The following is a 25,816-nucleotide window of genomic DNA, read 5'->3' as shown; positions in this document are numbered from 1 at the left end:
GTTCGGTCGTGGGCGACCTGGCGAGCGACCGCTGGCCTTGTAACTGGCAGAACCCTACACTTCCCGACGCTCGCGCCAACCACGATAGAGGAAAACACATGACCGTTGACCAGCTTGATCAGATTCTCGAGCGTTTGGGATCCGACGATCAGTTTCGCGAGAGGATGCTCGGTAACCCGGTTGCGGCACTCGCCGAGCATGGTGTAAATGTGGACCCATCGACGGTCCCGCACGTTCGTACGCTGCCGTCCAAGGATGCGATCAAGAGTCAGCGTGCGGCGCTTATGACGAAAGTGGACGGCAGGGCGCAGCTATTCCTGTTTCTGCTTAACGCCTGAATCACCGGCCAGCTGACGCGCGCGCTGCAGCAGCGCGCCGTCAGCGTCTGCATCCCATGACTGCAGCAACTTGCCAGCAAGGTTGCGCGCTGCGTCCACCTTACCAGCCTTGGCTTCCTGTTCCGCTGCGGTGAGCAGTGCGTCGTCGCAAGCGATCAGGTTGGGAGCCTGGGAAGCAAACTCGCCGAGTCGTTCGGCCGCCGCCATGCTTCGGTGGTCGACCAGCCAGCGCGCCGTGGCAAGCGCCTTCGCCGATTCTCCGGTCGCCCCATATGCTCGCAGCAGCGCGACCGAAGTCTGGTAGTAGGCGCGCTCCGAACGCACGCCTTCAAGACACGCGACCGCTTTTTTGGCATCGCGCTCGATCTCAAGCTCGCAGACTGCAGCGTGATAAGGTTGTCCGAGGTTGAAAAAGCCGCTCGCCTCGATCGTCGGTCCTATTTTGGCGAGGATTCGCTCCGCAAGCGCGCGCTGCCCACTACGCATAGCCAACTGAGCGGCGAGCGTCAGATGGGTATAGCTGCTGTAGTCGAAATCGCTGATGGCCGACTGCGCGCGTCGCAATTCATCAGCCACGTAGGCATCGAGATCGCTTGCCGCATCGCGTCTGCCACCGCCGAGTTCCGAAGCGACCTGGATCAGCCGCGCTCGCTGCTGGGACGCTGCCAATTTGCCTTGATCGGCAATGCGCTGTGCCTCCACTGCAGCCGTGCGAGCCGCCTCGAAGTGACCACGACTGACTTCGAGCGCTGCCGTACGCAATTGTTTCTCGACCTCGAAGAACGGGAAGTGGTGCGTGTCTTCCTTGCCTAATGCCGCTGCGCCACCGGCCTGATCATTCGTCGCAAGGAACAGGTTGATCGGATCGAGAAAAAGCTGCGGTGATCCCATCTCCCGCGCATGCGCGAAACTGCTGCGCGCATTGTCGACCTGGCCCATCGCGAGCTGAATGTCGGCCAGTGCCAACCACGAATAACCCCGCCGCGGATGATGACTCTCGGCGACGGTGTGGAACTGCTCCATCGCCCCAGACAGGTTGTTGTCGAACCACCAAAGGGCGTAGCCGAGGTTCTGTTGACCCGACATGATGTCGGGATACAACTTTGCGACCAGTGCCCACTTCTCGCGCATCTTCGCAGGCGTTTCGAATAACGACGCATAACCTTCCGCGAGCAGTCGCTCGCGCGCGCTCAGTCGATCGAGATTGCGCGTTGCCTTGAGGGCGTATTCGTGCGCCTTGGCGCGCTGGCCGATCGTGTAGGTGACATTGGCTAGCCCCAGATAGGCCAACGCGAAATTGGGATCGAGTGCGACGGCTTGCGAGTACAGCGTCATCGCCTCCGCACCTTTCGCGGCATCAAGCGCCTGTTGACCGAGTGAGAACGCCTTCAACGCGTCGAGGTTGGTCGTGGTCGCCTGCGCCAGCGGCGCGCTCGTCTCGCCGATGCTCGCCATCGACTCACCGAGCCGGCCGCGCATCTTCTTGAGCAGATCGTCCATCGCCGGTAGCACGGAATCCTCGCCGCTACCATCGACCGAGTCGCTGTAGACCGAAGTCTGCGTATTTGGGTCGATGACTTCTGCAGTGATGCGCACGCGGCCGCCGATCTCGGCAACGGTTGGAAGGATCAACGCTCGCGCGCCCTCCCGCGTTGCGATCTCGGAACCGATACCACGGTCGACCTTGGTCGTCGCCGGGTCGCGCTCCATGCGCTTCAGCGCATCGCGTACCTGCAGTTCAGGTACGACGTTGACGTAGCGAGACTGCTCGAGGCCAACGCGGAACGCGGTCTGCAGGGAGTCGTCGAACACCTTCTCGCCGGTCAGGTTCTTGAGATCACCGACCACAACCCAGTCGCGGTTCGCGAACGCGATCGCTGGTGCGGGGCGCGTGAGGTAGAAGACCGGGACCGCGACCAGCAGCACGAGCGCGACGAGCTCGATACCGACCGCAAGCGGGCGACGCCAGATCGGCGTCTCGCGATGCGCCTTGCCCGACCATGGCGGCGCCTTCAGCGGCGCGACGCCTTCCTCGCCAACCTCGAACACTGGCACGAAGTCCGGCACGCCCTTGAAGCGATAGCGGCCGTGTGTGCGCCAGCGCACCCGCCTGAGCTTCTCGCCGAGTTCGCCCTGCGCGCGGTGGGCGATGTCGTAGGCGACGCCGGAGAGCAGGATCTGGCCCGGCAGCGCGAGTTGCATCAGGCGCGCGGTGACCGGCTTGACCAGGCCTTCGACTTCGGTGCGCTTGGCGCCACGGTCGACGTCATCCTGCGCATTGTCCCAGACCACGATATCGCCGATATGGATGCCGATGCGCGCGGCGAGCTTCGCGTTCTGCTGGGTGCCGAGCGCGGCCAGTTCATGCTGGTAGGTCAGCGCGAAGGCGACGGCCTGGATCGGCCGTTCGAACACCAGCAGGAAGCCGTCGGTCTTGTCGATCTCCTTGCCGCCGTATTGCTGCACCAGCGCACGCGCGAGGCGGTCATGCTTGCGGAACAGGTCGGCCGCCTGCTGGTCGCCGAGGCGCTCGACCAGCGCGGTCGAGTCGACCAGGTCGCACAGCACCAGCGTGCGCAGCACAGAGGTCGCGCTGATCGTGTTCGCTTCGATCTCGGACGGCGTCACGGCAGTCATGGCCGACGGTACCCCCTGTTAGCCGGGCGCGATTCTGCGCGGTATGGGCGCCAGTTGCCAGTGTTGCGGTGCGGTGGGGCTTGGTCGGTCTGCTTTCATGGCCGGAATGCGGCGCGAGCCGGATCCGGGTTGACCCGGGGGCAATTGGGCGCGTGCTATGAAGGCATTCCAAGCCTGTCGCCGTTGGATTGCGCGCGCACCACGAGCGAGGCACCCTGTGCGGCCATCGTATGTCCGGCCATCCCCTCCATGGACGCGTTGCCGTATTTGCGCCAGATAAGCTTCAGGCGAGAGGACGTTTCCAATCCTGCGCTGTACCCGTTCTCCCTGCCGGCCATAGCCGGATTGACCTCGTTGACGTTCCATCCGGCCGTGACGTTCTTCGTGGGAGAGAACGGCTCGGGAAAATCGACATTGCTCGAAGCGTTGGCAGTCGTCCTCGGAATCAATCCGGAGGGCGGGAACCGCAATACGCGATTCAATACGGAGGCGACCCACTCCGACTTGTGGCGCCACCTGAAGCCGGTCAAGAGCTTCAAGCGTCCACGGGAATGGTATTTTCTGCGGGCGGAAAGTTTCTACAACGTCGCCTCATACATGGACGGCCTCATGCCGCCGGAAGTGCAGGGGTACGGTGGCGTGTCGCTTCATCGTCAATCGCACGGCGAATCGTTCATGGCGGTGCTGGCGAACAAACTCCACGGGCAGGGCTTGTACATTCTCGACGAGCCCGAGGCAGCGCTATCGCCAACCCGGCAAATGTCGGCGCTTGTCGAGATCCATCGTCTGGTGCAGGCGCAGTCGCAGTTCATCATTGCCACGCATTCGCCGATCCTCATGAGCTATCCAAACGCGAAAATCATGAGGATCGACGCTGGCGGTATCGAGGAAGTCGCATACGTCGACACCGAGCACTACAACGTCACCAGGGATTTCCTGAACCGGCACGAGCGGATGCTTTCCGAACTCCTGACGGACTGACGCGCGGCGTCGTTTTGATAGCGATGGCGACGTTTTCCGGGTCGCCGGATTCATCTCATCGATCGCGCTGCCGCGTCGCGCGCCGCTCCACATCGATCAATGCACGCTTGCGCGGAATGCCCCAGCGGTAGCCGCCGAGGTCGCCGTCGCCGCGGATCACGCGGTGGCAGGGCACCAGCACCGCGATGCGGTTCTTCGCACAGGCGGAAGCGAGCGCGCGGGTCGCGCGTGGCGCGTCGATCGCCGCCGCGGCTTCGCCGTAGGACACGACTTCACCATACGGGATCGAGCGCAGGTAGTTCCAGACACGTACCTGGAACGCGGTGCCGCGGATGTCCAGCGGCAGGTCCAGGCTCGGTTGGCGGCCGTCCAGATGCGCGTTGAGCGCCTGCATCCAGGCGTCGAACGCGGGCTGTGCCTGCGCGGTCATCGGCGCGAGCCGAGCCTGCGGATACTCGGCCGCGAGCTGCGCGAGCAGTGCCTCGCGATCCTCGCCGAACTGCAGGTAGCAGATGCCGCGGTCGGTCGCGCCGATGCAGACCGGGCCGAGCGGCGTGTCGCCGATCGCGTACGAGATGTCGAGCCCCTCGCCGCCGCGCCGGTACTGTCGCGGCGTCATGCCGAGCGAACGCGGCGCGCGTTCGTAGAGGCCGCGGCTGGAACCGAGTCCGGCGTCGTAGACCGCGTCGGTCACCGACGTTGAATCGCGCAGCGCGTGCTTGATGCGGCGCAGGCGCACGCTCTCGATGTAGTCACCGGGCGTGATCGTGAGATAGCGCTGGAACAGGCGGTTCAGCTGGAACGCATCCTTGCCGGAACGCTCGCTGAGCGCGGCGACGCCGGGCAGCTCCGCTTGCGCGTCGACGAACCGGCACAGATCGAGCAGCAGCGCGACCTCGGGATCGTTCTGCCAGTGCTCGAGCGGGCGGCAGCGCTTGCAGGGTCTGAGACCCGCCTCGCCGGCCTGCGCCGGTGTCGCGAAGAAGCGCACGTTATCGCGCAGCGGCTGTCGCGCCGCGCAGGACGGGCGGCAGTACACGCCGGTGGTAACGACGCCGTACACGAAACGGCGATCCGCGCCATGGTCGCGGCGCTGCACGGCCTGCCACATCTCTTCGTCACGCATGATCTTCTCCATCGGTTTCGATGGTCGCATGTTGCCGCCGCGGCAATGGCGGAACCATCCGGATCCTGCGTCGCATGCGCGATGCCATGCATGATCCGCATTCGGCGCAGGATTCGGATATCGCACGAACGAGATGGGGACGATCCTGCAGCTCTTCCATGACGGCGGAGTGCACGCATGCTGACCCTGTTCGACTATCTTCCCTCGCAGAACGCGTACAAGGTGCGCCTGCTGCTCAACCATCTCGGTATGCCGTATCGCACCGAGCTGGTCAGCATCTTCCAGGGCGCCGGCCAAAGCGCGGACTACCGGCGCATCAATCCGACCGGCACCGTGCCCGCGATCCGGCTCGACGATGGCCGCGTGCTCGCGGAATCGAATGCGATCCTCATTTATCTCGCCGACGGCACGCGCTATCTGCCGGCCGATGCGTTCGGGCGCGCCAAGGTGCAGCAGTGGATGTCGTTCGAGCAGGAGCGCGTCGAGATGACGATCGGCGCACTGCGTCATTGGACCCTGACCGGCAAGCTTGCGCGGCGTTCGCCGGACATCATCGAGTCGAAACGCAGCGGCGCGCTGCGCGCGCTCGGCATCCTCGATGCGGAACTGGCGACGCGGCCGTTTCTGGTCGGCGATGCGTACACGATCGCGGACATCGCGGTGTTCGCGTACGCGAGCCGCGCGGAGGAGGCAGGCCTGTCGCTGGCTCCGTATCCGGCATTTCGGGCATGGACTGCGCGCGTGAAGGCGCAGCCGGGCTTCCTCGATGTCGTGCACCTGTATGCCGAGGATCCGCATTCGGTGCGGGAACTGCCGCAGGCGGTCGTAGCGCGCACGGTCGTTGATACGGACGAGGCGAGGCTGGCCGCCGTCTGAGTCAGGACGTGACGCGCGCGAGCAGGCGATCGAGCTGGTTCGCGAACGCCTGCCGGTCGCGCTGGTCGAACGCAGGCGGACCGCCAGTCTGCACGCCGGCGCCGCGCAACTCGGCCATGAAATCGCGCATCGACAGCTGTTGGCGCACGTTCTCGGTCGTGTAAAGCTCGCCGCGTGGATTGATCGCGGTCACGCCCTTGTCGACGACTGCCGCCGCGAGCGGAATGTCGGCGGTCACGACCAGATCGCCGGGTTCGGCCCACCCGATGATGGCGCTGTCGGCGACATCGAAGCCCTGCGCAACGGTGCGGCTGCTGATGAAGGCCGAGCGCGGCACCGCGAGCGGCTGGTTCGGACAGGCGTCCGCGTCGACCCAGATCTTCATTATTGGTGCGGTGTTCTGGAGAGGCTTTGCCTTGGAATCGTGGCGGCGCTTCAAGCCCTCTCCCCCCAGGGCTTTTCCTGGGGGAGAGGGTCGGGTGAGGGGGCGGCGCCGCACGTCGCGCAAGGCAGCGATTTTAGCCCGGGCAAGCGCGCTTCGATGACAGCATCGGCATCTTGCGCAGCCGCGCTCCACATGCAGGTTAGCCCCCTCACCCCAGCCCTCTCCCCCAACGATAAATCCGTTGGGAGAGAGGGAGCAAAAGCAGCGCGGCCGCTTCGAACCGCATCTCCCAAGCCTGCTTGGCGGAGCTGGGTAGGGTGTCCGACAGGCGTGTGAGGGTCTGCGCGGAGCGGGGCGTTGTCGGCTTCGCCGGACCCTCACCCTTCTTCGACAAGCTCAGGACAGGCCAAGCCCTCTCCCGGTGGGATCGGGGCTTTGGTGCTGCCGAGGTCGCGTCGGGTATGCCCGCCGCTCGGCGCGAGCAGGCGATGCAGCGTGGCACGGACGTCCGCATGGTCCAGCAGATCCAGATGGTTCATGCCGTAGCCGATCCATTGCCGCTCCGGCGCGAATGTCAGCGCACGTGCGGGATCGGCGTGTTGGCCGAGTGCGCTGGCGACCGGTACCAGGCCGTCGCCGAGCAGACGATCGCCGAGGTCGTCGGCCCGCTGCCCGGTGCTCGCGGCGATCGCCGCGCAGGACACGGCGCTCGGCAGCGGAATCGGTTGCGGCAGGCGCGCGTTGCGTTCAAAACGATCGATGCCGTGCCAGTCCTCGTCGAGCAGGCTGCCATGGCGCAGATCGGTGATGCCGGCGCTGCGCATCCGCCCGAGCGTGGCGAGCGGCGCGCTGTAGCGGGTCATGCCCAGGGCCAGATCCAGCCAGTTGCCGCCGCGCTCCAGCGGTGCGCCGAGATGCGGCGTGCCGAGGAACACCAGATGTTTCAGCGCGCGCGGCCAGCGATATCCAGCCGTCGCCGCGTAGTGGCAGGCGCTGCGCGCGACGAGGCCGCCGAGGCTGTAGCCGACAATCGCGAGCTCGGTCACTTCCTGCGGCGCATCGGCAATCCAGCGTTCGAGCTGTTGCGCCAGTTCGCGACCGTTCGTCGAGACGTGCAAACCGGAGTTGTAGCGCAAATAGGCTCGCCGATAGCCGAGATCGCGCGCGAGCGCCGCGCCATGGTCGTGACCGCGCCGTTGCCACTGTGCATCGTCCATGCACAGGCCGTGGATCAGCAGCAGCACGCGTTCGCCTTCGGCATGCGGCAAGACACGACCTTGGCAACGGATTTCCATCGGTAGCGCGAGCGGATTTCCGGTCGCCGCCAGATGGTCGCCGAGCACGCCGTTGAGCGCGGCGACCAGCGCATCGCGCGCCGGTCCTTCCGCTTGCGCAGTGAGCTTGTCGAGCAGCGGTTGCAGCTGCGTGAGCGCGACATCCGCGCCCGAACCGACCCAGCCGGTGATCGAACGAATGCTCCGATAGACGAGGCCGGTCAGGCCGCGGGTGCGGGTCGAGCTTGCATCGGGTGCCCACGGCAGCCGCGCGATGCTGCGATGCATCGCCTCCACCACATCGGTCACCGCGACGGTCGCGTCGATCGCCAGCCGAGCGGTTCCCCTGAGGTCGGAAGAAAGAATGGGCGTACCTGCAGTCCGTAAGTCCCCGCACTGTGCGGCCGCCGGCACAGGCGCGCAAGTGCGCGCCTGCCTCGGAACGCGACGATCAATGCGTCGTGTAGACCCTGGACACGTCGCGCTTCAGCGCAGCCTGGCTGTCGCCGCGGCTGTAGAACATGTGGCCGCCCGGGTATTCCTTGACCTGCACGCGGTTCGGGTCGCCCATGATCGGCATCTGGTCGACGATCAGCTGCGAGGCCATGAACGGGCAGGACAGGTCGCCCCAGCCATGCACGATCAGCACCTGCAGTTTCGAATCGACCGCGACCGACTGGCGCAGCTCCTGCACCGAGCCTCGCCGCATCTCGTCGCCGCCGTCCCAGAGGCGGTTCACCTCGTAGCTCAGCGCGTTGTAGCGGCCGTCGTACTTCCAGCCGGCGGTGCGCGTGATGAAGTCGACCATCGCGGTCGTGGTCGGCGCGATGATCGCGTCGAGGAGCGGATCGTTGGTCCGCTGTTCGGGCGCGAACGGGAACGGATCCCAGGCGGTCACGTTGGAATCGTAGCGGCTGCCGAGCTTGCCTTCGGCGCGGAACACCTCGCGCAGATACGCCTGCGTCTCGAGGCGCCCGCCGGACCGGCGCACGAATTCCGGTTCCAGTCCCGAGAGTTCGGTCACGCGCTTGACGATGCGATCCAAGGCTTGCGGATCGGAGCGGCCCTTGAGCAGATCGGTCACGTAGTCGCCGCGCGTGTAGTCGATGACCTTGGCCATCGTCGCGTCGCTGAGCTTGCCCTGGCGCTCGAGGTTCGCCGCGGAGATCGTCGGCAGGGTCAACATCCACGGCAGCGGGGAGAGGTCGCCGTTGTCCGATGCGGTCGGGTCGAGATACGGCGAGACCAGCACCAGCCCGTTCATGGCGACGCCGAGCCGCGTCTGCAGGAAGTGCGTGATGCGCGGACCGCGGAAGCCGCCGTAGCTCTCACCGACCAGGTACTTCTTCGAGGTGAGCCGGCCGTTCTTGACCAGCCAGTCGTAGATGATCCGCGACAGGTATTCGATGTCGGTCTTGGTGTTGTAGAACTTCTTCTTCGCCTCGTCCTCGGCAATGCGCGCGCGGCTGAAGCCGGTGCCGACCGGATCGATGAAGACGAGGTCGGTGAAGTCGAGCCAGGTGCCCGGATTGTCGACCGCGGTGGCCGGGTCCGACGGGCTGTTGCCTTCGGCGCCGAACTGCACGCGCTTCGGACCGAGCGCGCCGAGATTGAGGTAGACCGACGAGGCGCCGGGTCCGCCGTTCAGCGCGAATGTGACCGGGCGATCCTTGCCCGGCATCGTGTACGCGATGAACATCACGTCGGCGATCGTCTTGCCTTTCTCATCGAGCACCGGCAGCGAGCCGACGGTCGCGTCGTAGCCGAGCTTCCGGCCGCCGACCTCGGTGCTCTGGCGCACGGTCTTGTCGGCGGGGAACGGCGGCAGCTTGAAGTCCTCGCCCTTGGCGTCCTTCGGCGCCTCCTTGCCGGCGTCGTCGGCCAAGGCGAGGCCTGGCGCCAGCGCAGCGGCCAGCAGGAGAATCGACAGCAAGGCGACAGCGGGGCGCTTGAACATGGGCGAAGACCTGGGGACGGGAACAGATGAAGCCGCCAAGCCTAGACCCGGTTGCCGTTGCGGCGATGTGCCAAAAGGGGGAGGCGACCGGATCGGCGGCGCGGCGGTCGTGAACGCGGCACGCTTGTGAATCGCCACCGCGCCTCAACCTCGGGCAGGCCGCCGGCGTCGCGGGCCGCATCCGCAGCGCCGGGACCCTCCCGCCCAGTACGCCCGCCAGGAGTTCCGCATGACGCTTTCAATGTATGACGCTTCAGCCCCGGTATTCATCCGCGGCCTGAACCAGCTCGCCGCGATCCTGCACAAGGCCGCCGCGCACGCACAGGCACACAAGATCGACCCATCCGTGCTGGTCAATGCACGCCTGTATCCGGACATGTTCCCGCTGGCCCGCCAGATCCAGATCGCGACCGATCATGCGCGCGGCGCGCCGGCGCGCCTGGCCGGTATCACGCGGCCGTCCTATCCGGATACCGAGGCCACGTTCGACGAACTGCAGGCGCGCATCGCGAAGACGATCGCATTCATCGAGACCTTCAAGCCCGAACAGATCGACGGCAGCGAGGAGCGCACGATCATCGTTCCTGTGCGCGGCAACAACATCGAGTTCAAGGGCGCGCCGTACCTGCTCGGCTTCGCCCAGCCGAACTTCTATTTCCACACGACGACCGCGTACGCGATCCTGCGCCATTGCGGTGTCGAGATCGGCAAGATGGATTTCCTCGGCTCGCTGCCGGTCTGAGTGCGACAACGGTGCCGGGTGCGTGAAATGTGCGCGCACCTGTTCCCGCGAAGGCGCGACGAACGGCCGGCGTGATTTCCGATTGCGGCGGCGCCTTCAATCGATGCCGTAGCGCCGACGGTAGAATACGCCGATGCATGAATTCTGGTCCTTTCTCGTCAGCTGGCTGAACGTTCACGCGGTCACGCCATTCCTCGCATTGGTGCACCTCAACGGCCTCGCCGGCGATCCCAACGAGATCGCTGCGGCGCTGTTGATCGCGTTCGCGCAGGTGCTGGTGATCGGCTGCGTGTTCCGGCCGCTCGAAACGCTCGCGCCCGCGGAAAAATGGAGCGGCCGCCGTTACACGCGGATCGACCGCACCTACACGCTGGTCATGCTGCTCGGCTTGAATCCGCTGTTCGCGTACCTGCTGCTGACCCCGCTCGCGAACGGGTTCGGCGGCGGCGCGGCTGCGGCCGGCGGCAGCGAAACGGTGAGCGGTCTCGCGCACTGGCTGCCGTGGTTCCAGCAGCACCCACTCGCGCTGTTCCTTGCCTATTACCTGCTCTACGACTTCGTCTACTACTGGATGCACCGCACCCAGCACGCGATCCCGTGGTGGTGGGCGCTGCACAGCATGCATCACAGCCAGCGCCAGATGAACTGCTGGACCAACGACCGCGGCAGCTACGTCGACGGCTTCCTGCAGTCGATCGTGCTGGCCACGGCCGGCCTCGCCATCGGCGTCGAGCCGGACCAGTTCGCGCTGCTGATGTTCGTCGGCGAGCTGGTGCAGAACTTCTCGCACACCAACGTGCGTTTCGGCTTCGGCCGCGGGTTCGAGAAGATCTTCGTCGACCCGAAGTTCCATCGCCTGCACCACATGATCGTCGACCCCGAGCGTCCGCGCCTGCACGACTGCAACTACGGCCAGGTGTTCTCGATCTGGGACGTGCTGTTCGGCACCGCGCTGTACGGCGAGCCGCCGCGCCCGACCGGCGTCGGCGACCCGATGGTCGACGCCGACAACGGACGCGGTCTGGTCGCGATGCAATGGGGCGCATTCCGGCGCTTCTGGGGCGCGGTATGGACGCGCGCCGGCTGGACACCCGGCGATGTCGCGTTCGACGAGAACTACACGCCGGTCCCGACCAGCCACATGGACCTGCACCAGTTCGCGCGCGAGTCCGTGCAAGGAGCTTCCGCCGGCTGAGTCGAATCCGCCCGGCCACACGCTGGCGGTGTCGGCGCGTGGCATGTTGGCGGGCCGCAAACTCGGCGTATGATGGATCCCGTTGGGGTACAGAGAAGCTGCGAATCGCGCTGTCCGGGGCCGGACGGTGACGAGAGGGGTTCTGCGTTTCCGCGCGTACGGTGCGTGCGGGTCGTGAGGCGAGCCCGAAGGGGCGCGCGGCGGGATCGGCAATGATCGATTTCGGTTCGAGCGAGGCTCTGCAGCGTCTCCAGGGCGAGGCCCTGGAGGCCGTCGCGCGCGGCGAAGCGCTGCGCACGGTCGCCGAGCGCATCTGCCGCGGCATCGAAGTCCTCGCGCCCGACGTCCACAGCTCGATCCTCGCCGTCGACGAACAGGGCCGCCTGCATCCGCTCGCGGCGCCGAGCATTCCCGAACAGTACTCAGCTGCGCTCGAAGGCGTTCCGATCGGACCCGGCGCGGGTTCCTGCGGCACCGCCGCGTTTCGTGGCGAAGCGGTCGAGGTCACCGATATCGCGACGGACCCGTTGTGGCAGGACTACCGGCAGCTCGCGCTGCCGCTCGGCCTGCGTGCGTGCTGGTCGAGCCCGATCAAGGCGCGCGACGGGCGCGTGGTCGGCACGTTCGCGTTCTACTACGGTTCCAAACGCGGGCCGTCCGCGCTGGAACGTTGGATTGTCGGTCAGTGCGTGGACTTGTGTGCGATCGCGATCGAGCACGACGCGGTGCACTCGCGCATCCAGCAACTCGCGTACTACGACCCGGTGACCGGGGTGCCGAATCGCGCGTATTTCCAGGATCACGCGACCCAGGTGCTGACGACGTTGGGCGTGGGGCGCTCGGCAAACATCCTCTATATCGACCTGGATGACTTCAAGGGCGTCAACGACACGCTCGGGCATCGCATGGGTGATTTGCTGCTCGAGGCGGTCGCGCGGCGCCTCTCCGCGTGCATCAGCGATGGCGCGTTCGTCGCGCGCCTCGGCGGCGACGAATTCGCGATCATCCAGCAGGCCGGGTCAGGCCAGGAGGAAGGCCGCCTGCTCGCGCGCAGGATCAATGCGGTGCTCGACGAGCCGATCGAGATCGAGGAACAGCGCGTCACGATCGGCGCGAGCATCGGCATCGCGCAGGCGACTTCGGCCGACGTCGATCTGGCCGAACTTTCGCGGCGCGCCGACATGGCGCTCTACGAGGCGAAGAACGCCGGGCGTCGCACCCATCGCTTCTTCGCGCCGGCGATGGAGGCCGCGGTGCAGTCGCGCCGCAGCCTGAAGCAGGACCTGCGCAACGCGGTCGATGCGGGCGAATTCTCGCTGGTCTACCAGCCGATCATCGCGCTGGAGACGAACGAGCCGGTCGCGGTCGAGGCGCTGCTGCGCTGGTGGCGCGCGGGTCGCGGCGAGATCCCGCCGTCGGTGTTCATTCCGATCGTCGAGGAAATGGGCCTGATCGGTACGCTCGGCGAATGGGTGTTGCGCGAGGCCTGTGCGACGGCGGCCGGCTGGCCGCGTGCGATCACACTCGGCGTGAACCTGTCGCCGCTGCAGTTTCGCAAGCATGGTTTCGTGCTTGATGTGGTCAACGCGCTGCGTCACGCCGGCCTGCCCGCGAACCGGCTCGATCTCGAAGTCACCGAGAGCGCACTGCTCGCGCGCGATGTCGCGACCCGCGTGGCCCTGCACGAGCTGCACGACCTCGGCATCCGGCTGTCGCTCGACGACTTCGGCACCGGTTACTCCTCGTTGCAGTCGCTGCGTTCGTTTCCGTTCGACAAGATCAAGATCGACATGTCGTTCGTGCGCGACATCAGCATGGATGCGGATTCGGCCGCGATCATCCGCGCGGTGATCCGCCTCGCGCGCGACCTCGGCATGAAGACCGCGGCCGAAGGCGTCGAGACACGGGCCCAACGCGACTGGCTGGCCAGGCAAGGCTGCACGGAGGGGCAGGGCTACTGGTTCAGCAAGCCGATCAGCGCCGCCGAACTCCACACGCTGCTTGCGCAGCCGCGCCGCGCGGACGAGCCGATTTACCCGACTCAGGCGCTGATGCAGCCGCCTGCCTGATCGCCACTGGATTCAGACCAGACCGGTCAGGTGGAACAGCGCGATCACGAAGAACACGGCGAGGGTCTTGATGATCGTGACCGCGAAGATGTCCCGGTAGGACTGCCGGTGCGTGAGCCCGGTCACCGCGAGCAGGGTGATCACGGCGCCGTTGTGCGGCAGCGTGTCCATGCCGCCGGAGGCCATCGCGGCGATGCGATGCAGCACTTCCATCGGGATACCGGCCGCCTGAGCGTTGTGGATGAAGGTGTCGGCCATCGCCGCCAGCGCGATGCTCATGCCGCCGGAGGCCGAACCGGTGACGCCGGCCAATACAGTCACCGACACGGCTTCGTTGACGAGCGGGCTCGGGATCGTCTGCAGCGCGTCGGCGACGACACGGAAGCCCGGCAGCGCCGCGATCACAGCGCCGAAGCCGTATTCGGAGGCGGTGTTCATCGAGGCGAGCAGGGCGCCGGCGACCGCACTCCTGCTGCCGTCCGCGAACGCCTGCGACACCGGCCGCCAGGCTGTCACCAGCACGCACAGGATGCCGGCCAGCAGCGCGCCTTCGACGGCCCAGATCGCGGCAAGCTTGGCGACTTCCTGCACCACCGGTTTGGCATCGCCGACCACCGCCGGCACGAAACTCTGCGTCGCGCCGTACCAGTGCGGAATGCAGCGCGTCAGCGCGAAGTTCGCAACGCCGACCAGAATCAAGGGCAGCAGCGCGACCAGCGGATGCGCGAAGCGTTCGCCGCGGAACGGCGCGGGTTCGTTGACGAGCGCATCGCCATAGCCCTCGCCGGCAGTGGCTGCGCGCCGCCGGCGTGATTCGAGATAGGCAACGCCCAGGCACAGCACGAACAGCGCGCCGAGCGTGCCCAGCCAAGGCGCCGCCCATGCACTGGTGTTGAAGAACGTGGTCGGGATGATGTTCTGGATCTGCGGCGTGCCCGGCAGTGCGTCCATCGTGAACGTGAACGCGCCGAGCGCGATCGTGCCGGGAATCAGCCGCTTCGGAATATCGCTCTGGCGGAACAGTTCGGCCGCGAACGGATAGACCGCGAACACGACCACGAACAGCGACACGCCGCCGTAGGTCAGCAGCGCGCAGACCAGCACGATCGACAGGATCGCGCGACTCTTCCCGACCAGGCTGATGGTCGCCGAGACGATCGCCCTCGAGAAGCCCGAGATCTCGATCAGCTTGCCGAACACCGCACCGAGCAGGAACACCGGGAAGTACAGCTTCAGGAAGCCGACCATCCTGTCCATGAACAGGCCGGTGAACATCGGCGCGACCAGCGTCGGGTCGGTCAGCAGCACCGCGCCGAGCGCCGCGACCGGAGCGAACAGGATCACGCTGTAGCCGCGATACGCCGCCAGCATCAGGAACGCCAGCGCGGCGAGCACGATCAGAAATGACATGGCCGGAGATCCCTCGTTCGCGCGAAACGCCATCGTCGCGGCGGCGCGTTCGCGCACACGATCCGGACGATGCCGACGCAGCGTAGGTGTTCGCCGCGTGCGCGGCCCACTGTACGAAGGTACAAGTGCCGACGGGTGCAGGGTCCACTAGCCTCCGCTCGCAGACTGGCCATCGGGCCGGCTCGACGTCGGAGGGGACCCCATGCAACGCCAGAAGTTGTTCGTCGCGATCCTGTGCGTACTCGCCACGTGCACCGCGAATGTGAATGCCGCGTCCGACCTGCCGGCCACGCCGGGCGAGGCGGAGCATGCGGACGGGGCAACCGCGGGCAGCGACGCCGACCAAGACGTGCGCGACGGGTCGGCCAAGGCCGCGACCGACCCGACCAGGCTCGAAGGCATCACCGTGACCGCGCGCAAGCGCGAAGAAACCCTGCAGGACGTGCCGGTGTCGGTGTCCGCGTTCACCGCGCGCACGCTCGACAGCCTCAACGTGCGTGACATCGGCGACCTGCAGGGCCAGGTGCCGAACCTCAGTATCTATGCCGCACGCGGTTCGAACTCGACCCTGACCGCCTATATCCGCGGCATCGGCCAGTCCGATCCGCTGTGGGGCTTCGAGCCGGGCGTGGGCATCTATCTCGACGACGTCTACATCGCGCGGCCGCAGGGCGCGCTGCTCGACGTGTTCGACGTCTCGCGCATCGAGGTGTTGCGCGGACCGCAGGGAACGCTGTACGGCAAGAACACCATCGGCGGCGCGGTGAAGTACATCTCGAACCCGCTGCCGACCAGCACCGAGGCCTTCGCGACGGTTGCGCTCGGCAACTACGCCGAGCGCGACGTCAAGGCCGGCTTTGGCGGCGCCAGCGCTGATGGCGTCTGGCGCGCGCGAGTCGCGGCCGCTTCGGTGCAGCACGACGGCTTCGGCAAGAACCTGATCACTGGCGACGACGTCAGCGACAAGAACACCCAGGCCGCGCGCGGCACGTTCGGCTTCTTCCCGAACGCCACGTTCAACGCGCAGCTGTCGGTGGATGCCTCGAACGACAACTCCAGTGTACGCGGCGCCAAGCGCCTCGCGATCAACAAGTTCGATCCGAACAAGACGCCGCCGAACGCAAGCGATTTCGACGTTCAGAACGGCATGCCGAACAAGAACGGGACGCACATGAGCGGCGCGGCGCTGACCGCGAACTGGCTGCCGTTCGACAGCTGGCAGTTCAAATCGACCACCGCCTACCGGCGCTCGTACACGAACACCAACATCGACTTCGACACGCTGCCGCAGGCGATCACCGACGTGCGGGCGACCTACCGCGACCACCAGTTCACCCAGGAATTCCAGGGCAACTACGACGCCGGCGGCCAGTTCCACGCGGTCACCGGCTTGTACTATTTCAATGGCTCGGCGTCGGGTCTGGTGCGCAACAACTTCCTCAATGCGAGCTTCGGCACCACCTCCGGCACCGTCGGCACCGAAAGCGTGGCCGCCTATGCGGATGGCACCTGGGCGTTCAACGACCGCTTGAGCCTGAGCGGCGGCCTGCGCTATACGCACGAAGAAAAGACCGCCGATGTGTTCAACCGGAGCTACACGGATGCGACATTCACAAAGCCGGTCGCCACACTCGCGAACTTCGACAAGTCGCTGACCGCGAACAACGTCTCGCCGCGCCTGTCGCTCGACTACCACCTCGATCCAAGCATCCTGCTGTATGCCTCGGTGAGCCGCGGCTTCAAATCGGGCGGCTACAACATCCGCGCGAATACGCTGGCCGTGCCCGACTCCGCGCATCCGTTCAAGGACGAGAAAGTCGACGCCTACGAGATTGGCAGCAAGATGGCGTTCCTCGACGACCGCCTGTTCATCAACACCGCGCTGTTCTACAACCGCTACCACAACATCCAGCTCTCGGTGTTCTCCTCGTACACGCTGCCGAACGGCACGCAAGGCTTCTTCGGCGATTTCACCAACGCGGGCAAGGCGAACGTGAAGGGCGCCGAGGTCGAATTCTCGGTCAAGCCGGCCGAGTACTGGACCGTCACCGGCAACCTGGCCTGGCTCGATCCCAAGTACACCGAGTACTTCAGCAGCGGCGTCAACGTGGCAAGCAAGCAGAAGTTCACCAACGCGCCGCATTTCCAGGGCGGATTCAACGTGCTCTACACGCATCCCATCGGCAACGACGGCGATACGCTGGAAGGGCGCGTCGGCTACCGCTACCAGAGCAAGGTCTATCCCACGACCGATCTCAGCGAGGCGATCGCGCAGGACTCGTACGGCGTTCTCGACGCCGGCCTGATCTGGCGCACCGCCGGTCATTGGAGCTTCGCGCTGGAAGGCAAGAACCTGACCGACAAGTCCTATCGCACGACCGGCTACAACATTCCGGCGCTCGGCATCCTGACCGGGTTCTACGGTGCGCCGCGCCAGGTCGCGGTCAGCGCCACCTGGCGCTTCTGAGACCATGAATCGCCGCCACCTCCCGCTCGCACTGACGTTCGTCGTCGCGCTCGGCGCGCACGCGGCCGAAGCGCCGCTGCCGAAGCTCACGCTGGACCCGGCGCACACGACGGTGTCGGGGCTGTCCTCGGGCGCCTACATGGCGCATCAGGTCCACCTCGCGTTCTCCGACCATGTCGCCGGCGCCGCGCTGATCGCGGGCGGCCCCTACCACTGCGCCGAAGGTTCGCTGCAGACCGCGCTCGCAACGTGCATGACACCGGCCGATGGCAAGGGGCCGGATGTCGCGGCGCTGGCGCAGCACGCAACCGCGCAGGCCAAGGCCGGCAAGATCGCGCCGTTGTCCGGCCTGGCCGGCGACCGCGTGCTGATCCTGCACGGTCGCGCCGACAAGACCGTCGCCGAATCGTTGAGCGCGGACACCGCGTCCCTGTATCGGACCTTGGCCGGTACCGGAGCGAAGCCGCTGCAGCTCCGCGAAGATCTCGCGCGGGAATTCACTCATACGTTCCCGACCGTCGAGGCCGGCGCCGCCTGCGATGTCGCGACCGCGCCGTACGTCGGCAAGTGCGGCTTCGACGCGGCCGGCGCGATCTTCACCGAGCTGTATGGCAAGCCGCCGCATCCGGTGGCGGCGAAGGCCGGCGGCGAATTGCGCACGTTCGACCAGGACGCCTATCGCGACCCGGAAGCCGATGCGCTGATGGCCGCCAAGGGTTATCTCTATGTGCCCAAGGCGTGTGCCGAAGCCAAGCGTTGCGCGCTGCACATCGCGTTCCACGGCTGCCAGCAAAACGTGGACACGGTCGGCGAGGCGTTCGTGCGCGATGCCGGCTACAACCGCTGGGCGGACGTCTACGGCGTGGTCGTCCTGTATCCTCAGGTGCGGGCGAGCATGGCGCCGCTCAATCCAAAGGGTTGCTGGGACTGGTGGGGCTACAGCGGCGACGGCTACGACACTCGCGATGGCGTCCAGATGCGCTGGCTCGGGCGCGCGAGCGCCGCGTTGGGTGCGCCGCTGCGCTGAGCGCGTCGCCACGCATTGTGGGAGCTCCGGCAGGGGCGATGCTTTCGCCTCCTTGGGCACTGAGAGCATCGCGGCTTCCGCCGCTCCCGCGCGAGCATGCCGCATCGGTCATGAAGCGTGATGTTCCCTGAACTGCTCGTCGCGCTGTCGGGCGTGGCATGGCTCGCCGTGCTGTTCGGTGTCGCGCTGTACGGCGAGCGCCATCCGCAGGTGCTTGCGCGGCACTGGAGCGTCGTCTATGCGCTCTCGCTCGGCGTGCACTGCACCTCGTGGACGTTCTACGGCACGGTTACCCAAGCCGAACGCTCTGGCTGGTGGCTGCCGCCGACCTTCGTCGGACTGATCCTGCTCTATGTCGTCGCGGCCGGGGTGCTGGTGCGCCTCGTGCGGCTCGCGCGCGAGCACAACGCGAGTTCGCTCGCCGACCTCGTCGCCGCCCGGCTCGGCCGTCACGCTGGGCTCGCCGCACTGATCACCGCGGTGACCGTGCTCGGCATCGTGCCGTACATCGCGCTGCAGCTGAAGGCGGTCGCGATGAGCTACGCGCTGTTCACGCGCGGCAACGATCCGGCCGCGCCGGCATGGCAGGACAGTGCGCTGTATGTCGCGTTCGCGATGGCGTTGTTCGCGATGCTGTTCGGCACGCGGCGCGCGCCGGCTGCGGCGCACAATCGCGGTCTCGTGCTCGCGCTTGCATTCGAATCGGTGTTCAAGCTCATCGCGATGCTCGCGATCGGCGCGCTGGTGCTGCAGCTTCCGGATGTCGAGGCCGCCGCGCGTACGGCGCCGCGCGACAGCAGCGGCTTCCCGGCGCTGATCCTGCTCGGCGCACTCGCCGCGTTCACCCTGCCGCACCAGTTCCATGCGGGCGTCGTCGAATGCCGCGACGCCGCGCACGTGCGCACCGCGCGCTGGCTGTTTCCGCTGTATCTCGGCGCGATCGCGTTGCCGGTGCTGCCGCTCGCGCAGGCCGGCGCGGCACGGCTCGCGCCGCTCGGCGTGCCATCCGACCTGTACGTGCTCGCGCTGCCGCTCGCGCAGGGCCAGCGCTCGCTCGCGGTGCTCGCGTTCCTCGGTGGCTTGAGCGCCGCGACCAGCATGGTCATCGTCGCGACGCTCGCGCTCAGCCTGATGATCGGCAACCACTGGATCGCCCCGCTGCGCGTGCGCGGCGGCTGGGGCCTTGGCGACCGCGGCGACCTGCGTCCGTCAGTGCTGCGCCAGCGTCGCTTCGCGATCCTCGCCGTCGTGCTGCTCGCCTGGGGCTATTCGCGCGCGCTTGCCGGCAGCAATGCACTGGCCGACCTCGGCGCGCTGTCGTTCTCGGCGCTGGCGGGTCTGATGCCGGCCGTGTTGATCGCGCTGTACCGGCCCGTGATCGGCGCGCGCGCGGTCGCGCTCGGCCTCGTTGCCGGCAGCCTGGTCTGGCTCTACGCGCTGCTGCCGAACCTGCTGCCGACGTTGGCGCCGGCGTTGCGGCCGGGTCCGTTCGGCGTCGACGTGCTCGCACCGCAAACCCTGTTCGGCCTCGGCGCCTGGAGTGATCTTGCACGCGCGCTGACCGCGAGCCTCGCGGTCAACCTCGGCGTGCTCGTGCTCGCCGCACGCACGCGCTGGGCGCGCGGCGGCGGCAGGGCGCAGGCCGCCGACCTGGCGGTCGGTGAACTCGCCGCGCTCGGCAAGCGCTTCCTGCCGGCCGAGCGCGTCACGGCACTGGTCGGCGGCCGCAGCGGTCGGGCTGACGCACAGGTCGTCGCCGCGGTCGAGCACGAACTCGCTGCGGTGATCGGCGCCTCGTCGGCGCGCCTGCTGATCGAGGTCGCACGGCGCGAGCGCAGCGGCCAGCTTGATGCGGTCGCCGCGATCGTCGGCGAGGCGAGCCAGGACCTGCGCTTCAACCAGCGCGTGCTCGAGGCTGCGCTCGAGAACATGAGCCAGGGCATCTGCGTCGTCGATGCGTCGCTGAACGTCGTCGCGTGGAACCGCCGCTACGAGGAACTGTTCGCGTACCCACCCGGCCTGCTCGCGATCGGCCGGCCGATCGCCGACCTCACGCGCCACAACATCGCGCGCGGGCTGATCGGCGCCGGCGAACTCGACGCGCGCGTCGAACGCCGTCTCGCACAGATGCGCTCAGGCACGGCGCATCTGGCCGAACGCACGTTCCCGGATGGCACCGTGGTCGAGATCCGCGGCAACCCGATGCCGGGCGGCGGCTTCGTCGCGACCTTCACCGACGTGACCGCATTCCGCCAGACCGAGCGCGCATTGACGCGCGCGAACGAGACGCTGGAACAGCGCGTCGCCGCGCGCACCGCCGAACTCGCACGCGCCAGCGCCGCGGCCGAGCGCGCGAACCGCGCGAAGACGCGCTTCCTTGCCGCGGTCAGCCACGATCTCGCGCAGCCGCTGCACGCGGCGCACCTGTTCACGCATGCGCTGGCGCAGCGCGTCGGCAACGCGCCCGAACGTGAGACCGTCGCGCATATCGATAGCGCATTGGGTTCGGCCGAGACGCTGCTCGGTGGACTGCTCGACATCTCGCGGCTCGATGCCGGCGGCATGCGCGCGGAGCCGCGCGCGTTCGCCGCGGACGAACTGCTGCGGAATCTTGCCGCCGAGTTCCGCGTGCTTGCGGACGCGAAAGGGCTGCAACTGCGCTGCCTGCCGACGCGCGCGTGGTTGCGCTGCGATCCGCAGCTGCTGCGCCGCGTGCTGCAGAACTTCCTCTCGAACGCGATCAAGTACACGCAGCGCGGCCGCGTGCTGCTGGGGTGCCGGCGTTCCGGCGCGAACCTGCGCATCGAGGTCTGGGACAGCGGCACCGGCATCGCCGAAGGCGACCGCACGCTGATCTTCGAGGAGTTCCGCCGCCTCGACCGCGGCGGCGCCGGGCTCGGCCTCGGCCTCGCGATCGCCGAACGCATCGCGCGCCTGCTCGGCCACGCGCTGACCTTGCGCTCGTGGCCCGGCCGCGGCAGCGTGTTCGCGATCGAGGTGCCGCGTGCGCCGCCAGTCAATGTCGTCGCGAGCGAGGACGTCGAGTCCATCGTGGCGCCCTCGCACCGCGTGCTCGTGGTCGACAACGACGCCGCGGTGCTCGCTGCGACACGCATCCTGCTCGAAGGCTGGAACCTCGACGTGCTCGCGGCGGCCGATCTCGACGCAGCCCGCGCGCTATGCCTGCGCGCGCGGCCGCAACTGCTCGTGCTCGACTACCACCTCGACGGCGGCGCGACTGGGCTCGAGCTGCGCGCGCGGCTCGGCGACAGTCTCACTGAGCTGCCGTGCATCATCGTCACCGCCGACCACGGCGAGGACGTGCGCCGCGCGGTTGCCGCGGCCGGCTGCCATTTGCTGCACAAGCCGCTGAAGCCGCTCGCGCTGAAGTCGTTGATGGGACGCTTGCTGGTCGCGGCAGGAAACGGTGCGTACGCCTGAGCGCATGGCCGTCGGTGTCGATCCGCTCTAGCGCGAGCTCCGGGATTTCGCGTCAGGTCCGAGCCGGGCAGGACGCAGCAGGCGTTCCGTGCGCATCACATGCAGGATGAATACGGTGCTGCCGTCATGGCGGTAGAACACCCGGCAGGGCGGCTCCACGATCTGACGGTAGCGTGATCGCTTCAGTTCGCGTGGTCGACTGCCGCTTTCGGGGTGATCGGCGAGCTGGCCGATATGGTCGAAGACGCGCCGCACCAGCGCGGCGGCCGCGACCGGATTCTCGAGTGCGATGAAATCGGCGATCGCTTCGAGATCGCCTAGCGCTGGCTCGGTCCAGATTATTTGAGCCATCGCGCCAGACGCGCCTTCGCCTGCGCATGGGTCGCGACACGACCTTCAGCGACCGCCAGCTCGCCGCGCGCGATGCCTTCCAGCACGGCCATGCGCTGCTGCTGCAGTTCATAGCTCTCGACATCGACGAGGTACGCGCTCGGCAGGCCGTGCTGCGTGATCAGGATCGGCTCACGATCACGCTCGACATCCGCCAGCAATTCGGTGGCCTGGCGCTTGAGTGTGGTGACGAGTTCGGTGCGCATGCGGTGACACTAGAGTATCACTCGTTTCAAGGCAAGCGACGGCATGATCGATTGCAATGGTCAGGCGTCGCGCCACCTGACATTTGTGCGCCATCGACCTGATCGGCTTGCATTTCATGCCGAGACAACGCTCAAGCTTCGACTACGTTCGCCGGATCAACCATCTCCAGCGACCTCAGCAATACCCCCGCCCGCGTTCGATTGCGCACGCCGAGCCGCTCGAAGACCGCGGTCAGGTGCGCCTTCACCGTGCGTTCCTGCACGTCGAGGCGGTCGGCGATCTGCTTGTTGAGCAGGCCGTCGGCGACGAGCGCGAGTACCCGCATCTGCTGCGGACTCAAGGATGCGAGGCGCGCCGCGAGCGCGCGGTCGTGCGGGTCCGGTGCCGTGGCGTCGACGCGGTCGCGCACGTGCGGCGGCAGCCAGGTGCGGCAGTCGAGCACTGCGTGCAGCGCTTCGCCGAGTTCGTCGAGACCGGCGCGCTTGGAGATGTAGCCGGCCGCGCCGCAGGCGAGCGCACGGCGGATCGTCGCCGCATCGTCCTGCGCGGAGACCATCGCGACCGCGGTGGCCGGATGCTCCGCGCGCAGCGTCGCCAGGCCGATCAGGCCGTGGCTGCCGGGCATGTTGAGGTCGAGCAGCACGAGGTCGGTGTGCGGATGCGCCGCGAGGTCCGCGCGCGCCTCGTCGAACGTCGCGGCTTCGGCCAGCGCCGCGTCCGGCGCGACCGCGCGCACCGCCTGCGCGAGCGCGAGGCGGAACAGCGGGTGGTCGTCGGCGTGCAGGATGCGCATCGCCGCACTTTAGCAGCGAAGCGCCTCGCGCCCGCAGCGGCTCCGCGTCCGCCTGTCCAGGCCGGGATGCACTCAGGTGATGGTAGGTTCGGCACCGATGCCCGCGTTCTGCTCGCAGTCGGCATGGCCGCATTCGCACACCGCCGCCGCGGTTCCGAGCGCCGCCTGCTCTTCGCATTGCGGGGAGCAATAGGCGGTGTCCGAACCGACGACGCACTGGCAGGGTCGATGGCTGCATTTGTGCTGTTCGATCTGCATGGGTCACCTCATCTCCTGGGTCGAGCCGCGGGCGTCCGGCTGCTTCGCGTGCCACTTCTTGTCCGCGCCCTTCGCGTACTTCTCCTTCACCGCCGACCAGGCGACCTTGCGCGAGACCCTCCTCGCGCGACTCGTCGCCACGCCGCCTGCTGGCATCGCCGTATTCGTTCCACGCATGGTGTTGCGGACCGAAACCGGCAGATCGCGGGTGCGTTCGTAAGGCATGGACCGCCCGAAAGGGCTTTCGATGCTAAACCGCGCGCATGAACGAGCCGCAAACGCGTCCCTCGTCGAGGCGTTGAGCCGGATCCGGTGGACGCGATGACCGGCTCCCCGTAGCGTCCTCCACTGGACGTTCGTACGATGACCCGCGCCGCCGGCGTGCAGTAGGCTGACCGGATGCGCCGACTCGCCCTGCTACTGTTCGCCCTTGTTCTGCTCGCGGCCTGCGCGCCGCGCCCGTCGCCGCCGGAGGGTTCGATGATCGACAACATCCTTGTCGGCGACGTGCGCGAAACCGCGTATCGCGGACACGACGACCTGCTCAGCGCGGGCCTCGGCCTTGCGGGCTTGCGCGCGAAGGCACCCGCGTTCGCCGATACGATCGCGCCGACGCCCGCCGAATTGCGCCGGCGCGCGATCCATACGAACTGGACCGGCATCGCCGATTTCGGCCCGCTCGGCGGCTATGGCAGCCTCTACGGCGCGGTGCCGGACGTGCCGGGCCGCGAGTTCAGCGCGTTCGCGCGCGTGTCCGGCGCGAAATCGCCGCATCGCGTGCTGGTACAGGTGCCGGATGCGTTCGATGCGCGCGCGCGCTGCCTGGTCGTCGCGGCGTCGTCCGGTTCGCGCGGCGTGTACGGCGCGATCGCGCTCGCCGGCGCCTGGGGCCTGCCGCGCGGCTGCGCGGTCGCGTACACCGACAAGGGCACCGGCACCGGCTACTACGATCTCGACAGCCAAACCGGTGTCGCGCTCGATGGCACGCGCGCCGCGCGGGGCAGTGCGCCGCTCGAATTCGCACCCGATGCGGTGGACAGCGCTCACGGCACCGCGATCAAGCACGCGCATTCCGGCGACAACCCGGAAGCCGACTGGGGCCGCCACGTGCTGCAGGCCGCGCAGTTCGGTCTGGCGATGCTCGACCGCGCGTATCCGCAGCAGGCGCCGTTCACGCACGCAAACACGCGCGTGATCGTGACCGGCGTGTCGAACGGCGCTGGCGCCGCGCTGCAGGCGGCCGGGCTCGACCAGGCGCATCTGATCGCCGGCGTCGTCGCGCTCGCACCGAACGTACATGTCGAAGGACGCGGTCGCGCGCTGTACGACTATGCGAGCGAGGCCGCGCTGCTGCTGCCGTGCGCGCTGGCCGACCCGCGTTTCGACCGGGTGCCATTCGCGCGCGTGCACGGCGCGGCGCCGTCCGCCGGGCTCGCGCGCTGCGCGCGCCTGCACGAAGCCGGGTTGCTCGAAGGCACGGACGCAGCCGCACAGGCGCACTCGGCATTGGATCGCCTGCGTGCGGGCGGCTGGGAGGACACTGCGCTCGCGACCGCGGCGAGTTCGACCACGTTCGATCTGTGGCGCGCGGTCGCGGCGACGTACGCCTCCTCCTACCTGCGCGCGGCGCCCGATGCGATGCCGTGCGGGTTCCGCTTCGGAGCGATCGATGCACACGGCGCGCCGATCGCCGCCGACGCGGCGACACGCGCGGCGTGGTGGTCCGACGCGTCCGGCATCCCGCCCGGTGCCGGCGTCGCGCTGCTCGGCGGCACGGACGCTTCGGCGGATCCGGCCGGGGCCGCGATCGATTGCCTGCGCGCGCTGTGGAGCGGCGACACGGCGGACGCGCGTACGCTGCGCGCATCGGTCGCGGCCACCGCAGCGAAACTGCCGCGCGCAGACCTGCCGATCATCGTCGCGCACGGCGAGGACGACGGCCTGCTGCCGATCGCGTTCTCGTCGCGTCCCTATGTCGCCTCGCTCGAAGCGGCCGGTCGCAGGCCGGTGTTCTGGCGTGTTCCGCATGCGCAGCACTTCGACGCGTTCCTCGCGCTGCCCGCCTTCGGCGACCGTTACGTGCCACTGCTGCCGTATGGTTACGCTGCGCTGGACAAGATGTGGGCGCATCTCGCCGAGGGGGCGCCGCTGCCGCCGTCGCGACGCTTCACCACGCAACCGCGCGGTGCGGGTGTGTTGGAGAAGGCGGCGCTCGCTCTTGACGCGCGTTGAGGCGACGCGGA

At 67.6% G+C, this 25,816-nt stretch carries 21 protein-coding genes; 10 read left to right on the top strand and 11 right to left on the bottom strand.

Annotated elements, in window-relative coordinates:
• Positions 1 to 98 precede the first annotated feature (98 nt).
• Complete coding sequence (locus ABD002_RS06955) at positions 99 to 338, top strand: NHLP-related RiPP peptide (RefSeq protein WP_343788588.1); 240 nt, start codon at positions 99 to 101, stop codon at positions 336 to 338.
• On the opposite strand, the gene ABD002_RS06950 is transcribed toward ABD002_RS06955, so the two are convergent.
• Positions 312 to 2,975: a putative peptide modification system cyclase gene (locus tag ABD002_RS06950; RefSeq protein ID WP_343788586.1), complete on the bottom strand. Its 2,664-nt coding sequence runs from the start codon at positions 2,973 to 2,975 to the stop codon at positions 312 to 314. The two genes, ABD002_RS06955 and ABD002_RS06950, sit on opposite strands and share 27 nt — an antisense overlap.
• A 249-nt stretch (positions 2,976 to 3,224) precedes the next feature.
• Between ABD002_RS06950 and ABD002_RS06945 the strand changes: the two genes are divergently transcribed.
• Entirely contained in the window at positions 3,225 to 3,956 is a 732-nt protein-coding gene (locus ABD002_RS06945) for an AAA family ATPase (protein ID WP_343788583.1), read from the top strand.
• 55 nt (positions 3,957 to 4,011) lie between these two features.
• Here ABD002_RS06945 and ada read toward each other — a convergent pair whose 3' ends face one another.
• On the bottom strand, positions 4,012 to 5,082 hold the full coding sequence (gene ada / locus ABD002_RS06940) for a bifunctional DNA-binding transcriptional regulator/O6-methylguanine-DNA methyltransferase Ada (RefSeq protein WP_343788580.1): 1,071 nt from the start codon (positions 5,080 to 5,082) through the stop codon (positions 4,012 to 4,014).
• A 177-nt stretch (positions 5,083 to 5,259) separates the two neighbouring features.
• On the opposite strand from ada, the gene ABD002_RS06935 reads away from it, so the two are divergent.
• Positions 5,260 to 5,958, top strand: coding sequence for a glutathione S-transferase family protein (locus tag ABD002_RS06935; protein WP_343788578.1), 699 nt, complete (start codon positions 5,260 to 5,262; stop codon positions 5,956 to 5,958).
• A gap of 1 nt (position 5,959) precedes the next feature.
• Here the strand turns inward: ABD002_RS06935 and ABD002_RS06930 are convergent, their stop codons facing one another.
• From ABD002_RS06930 to ABD002_RS06920, 3 genes are all read right to left on the bottom strand, one after another.
• Positions 5,960 to 6,343: a YaiI/YqxD family protein gene (locus ABD002_RS06930; protein ID WP_343788576.1), complete on the bottom strand. Its 384-nt coding sequence runs from the start codon at positions 6,341 to 6,343 to the stop codon at positions 5,960 to 5,962.
• A gap of 377 nt (positions 6,344 to 6,720) precedes the next feature.
• A complete protein-coding gene (locus ABD002_RS06925) occupies positions 6,721 to 7,926 on the bottom strand; it encodes an esterase/lipase family protein (RefSeq protein ID WP_343788574.1) in 1,206 nt (401 codons plus the stop codon).
• Positions 7,927 to 8,068: 142 nt separating this feature from the next.
• The gene (locus tag ABD002_RS06920; RefSeq protein WP_379988701.1) at positions 8,069 to 9,574 is read right to left on the bottom strand and encodes a S10 family peptidase; all 1,506 of its coding nucleotides are present in this window, start codon (positions 9,572 to 9,574) and stop codon (positions 8,069 to 8,071) included.
• 229 nt (positions 9,575 to 9,803) lie between these two features.
• Between ABD002_RS06920 and ABD002_RS06915 the strand changes: the two genes are divergently transcribed.
• From ABD002_RS06915 to ABD002_RS06905, 3 genes are all read left to right on the top strand, one after another.
• Positions 9,804 to 10,316, top strand: coding sequence for a DUF1993 domain-containing protein (locus ABD002_RS06915; RefSeq protein ID WP_343788571.1), 513 nt, complete (start codon positions 9,804 to 9,806; stop codon positions 10,314 to 10,316).
• Between the two features lie 133 nt (positions 10,317 to 10,449).
• Positions 10,450 to 11,511 carry a sterol desaturase family protein gene (locus ABD002_RS06910; protein WP_343788568.1) on the top strand — a complete coding sequence of 354 codons (1,062 nt, stop codon included), beginning with the start codon at positions 10,450 to 10,452 and terminating at the stop codon, positions 11,509 to 11,511.
• A gap of 212 nt (positions 11,512 to 11,723) precedes the next feature.
• Positions 11,724 to 13,580, top strand: coding sequence for a putative bifunctional diguanylate cyclase/phosphodiesterase (locus tag ABD002_RS06905; RefSeq protein WP_343788565.1), 1,857 nt, complete (start codon positions 11,724 to 11,726; stop codon positions 13,578 to 13,580).
• Positions 13,581 to 13,592: 12 nt separating this feature from the next.
• On the opposite strand, the gene ABD002_RS06900 is transcribed toward ABD002_RS06905, so the two are convergent.
• Positions 13,593 to 14,990, bottom strand: a complete 1,398-nt coding sequence (locus ABD002_RS06900) for a GntP family permease (protein WP_343788562.1) — start codon at positions 14,988 to 14,990, stop codon at positions 13,593 to 13,595.
• Positions 14,991 to 15,192: 202 nt separating this feature from the next.
• On the opposite strand from ABD002_RS06900, the gene ABD002_RS06895 reads away from it, so the two are divergent.
• From ABD002_RS06895 to ABD002_RS06885, 3 genes are all read left to right on the top strand, one after another.
• Positions 15,193 to 17,457 (top strand): TonB-dependent receptor, encoded by a 2,265-nt coding sequence (locus ABD002_RS06895; RefSeq protein ID WP_343788559.1) that lies wholly within the window; start codon positions 15,193 to 15,195, stop codon positions 17,455 to 17,457.
• 4 nt (positions 17,458 to 17,461) lie between these two features.
• Positions 17,462 to 18,484 (top strand): extracellular catalytic domain type 2 short-chain-length polyhydroxyalkanoate depolymerase, encoded by a 1,023-nt coding sequence (locus tag ABD002_RS06890; RefSeq protein WP_343788556.1) that lies wholly within the window; start codon positions 17,462 to 17,464, stop codon positions 18,482 to 18,484.
• Positions 18,485 to 18,604: 120 nt separating this feature from the next.
• Positions 18,605 to 21,925 carry a hybrid sensor histidine kinase/response regulator gene (locus tag ABD002_RS06885; RefSeq protein WP_343788553.1) on the top strand — a complete coding sequence of 1,107 codons (3,321 nt, stop codon included), beginning with the start codon at positions 18,605 to 18,607 and terminating at the stop codon, positions 21,923 to 21,925.
• Between the two features lie 27 nt (positions 21,926 to 21,952).
• On the opposite strand, the gene ABD002_RS06880 is transcribed toward ABD002_RS06885, so the two are convergent.
• From ABD002_RS06880 to chaB, 5 genes are all read right to left on the bottom strand, one after another.
• On the bottom strand, positions 21,953 to 22,276 hold the full coding sequence (locus ABD002_RS06880; protein WP_343788550.1) for a type II toxin-antitoxin system RelE/ParE family toxin: 324 nt from the start codon (positions 22,274 to 22,276) through the stop codon (positions 21,953 to 21,955).
• Positions 22,264 to 22,521, bottom strand: coding sequence for a type II toxin-antitoxin system Phd/YefM family antitoxin (locus ABD002_RS06875; protein WP_343788547.1), 258 nt, complete (start codon positions 22,519 to 22,521; stop codon positions 22,264 to 22,266). Before ABD002_RS06875 ends, ABD002_RS06880 begins: the two co-directional genes overlap by 13 nt.
• A gap of 131 nt (positions 22,522 to 22,652) precedes the next feature.
• Positions 22,653 to 23,315 carry a response regulator gene (locus ABD002_RS06870; protein ID WP_343788544.1) on the bottom strand — a complete coding sequence of 221 codons (663 nt, stop codon included), beginning with the start codon at positions 23,313 to 23,315 and terminating at the stop codon, positions 22,653 to 22,655.
• 72 nt (positions 23,316 to 23,387) lie between these two features.
• On the bottom strand, positions 23,388 to 23,573 hold the full coding sequence (locus tag ABD002_RS06865) for a hypothetical protein (protein WP_343788541.1): 186 nt from the start codon (positions 23,571 to 23,573) through the stop codon (positions 23,388 to 23,390).
• A 3-nt stretch (positions 23,574 to 23,576) separates the two neighbouring features.
• Positions 23,577 to 23,798 carry a cation transport regulator gene (gene chaB / locus ABD002_RS06860; RefSeq protein ID WP_343788538.1) on the bottom strand — a complete coding sequence of 74 codons (222 nt, stop codon included), beginning with the start codon at positions 23,796 to 23,798 and terminating at the stop codon, positions 23,577 to 23,579.
• Between the two features lie 174 nt (positions 23,799 to 23,972).
• Here chaB and ABD002_RS06855 point away from each other — a divergent pair, with 174 nt between their 5' ends.
• Positions 23,973 to 25,805: a 3-hydroxybutyrate oligomer hydrolase family protein gene (locus tag ABD002_RS06855; RefSeq protein ID WP_343788535.1), complete on the top strand. Its 1,833-nt coding sequence runs from the start codon at positions 23,973 to 23,975 to the stop codon at positions 25,803 to 25,805.
• The last annotated feature ends 11 nt before the right edge of the window (positions 25,806 to 25,816 follow it).

Origin of the sequence: Dokdonella soli (assembly GCF_039523175.1) — a bacterium.
GTDB lineage: Bacteria > Pseudomonadota > Gammaproteobacteria > Xanthomonadales > Rhodanobacteraceae > Dokdonella_A > Dokdonella_A soli.
This window is presented reverse-complemented; position numbering and strand designations above follow the sequence as displayed.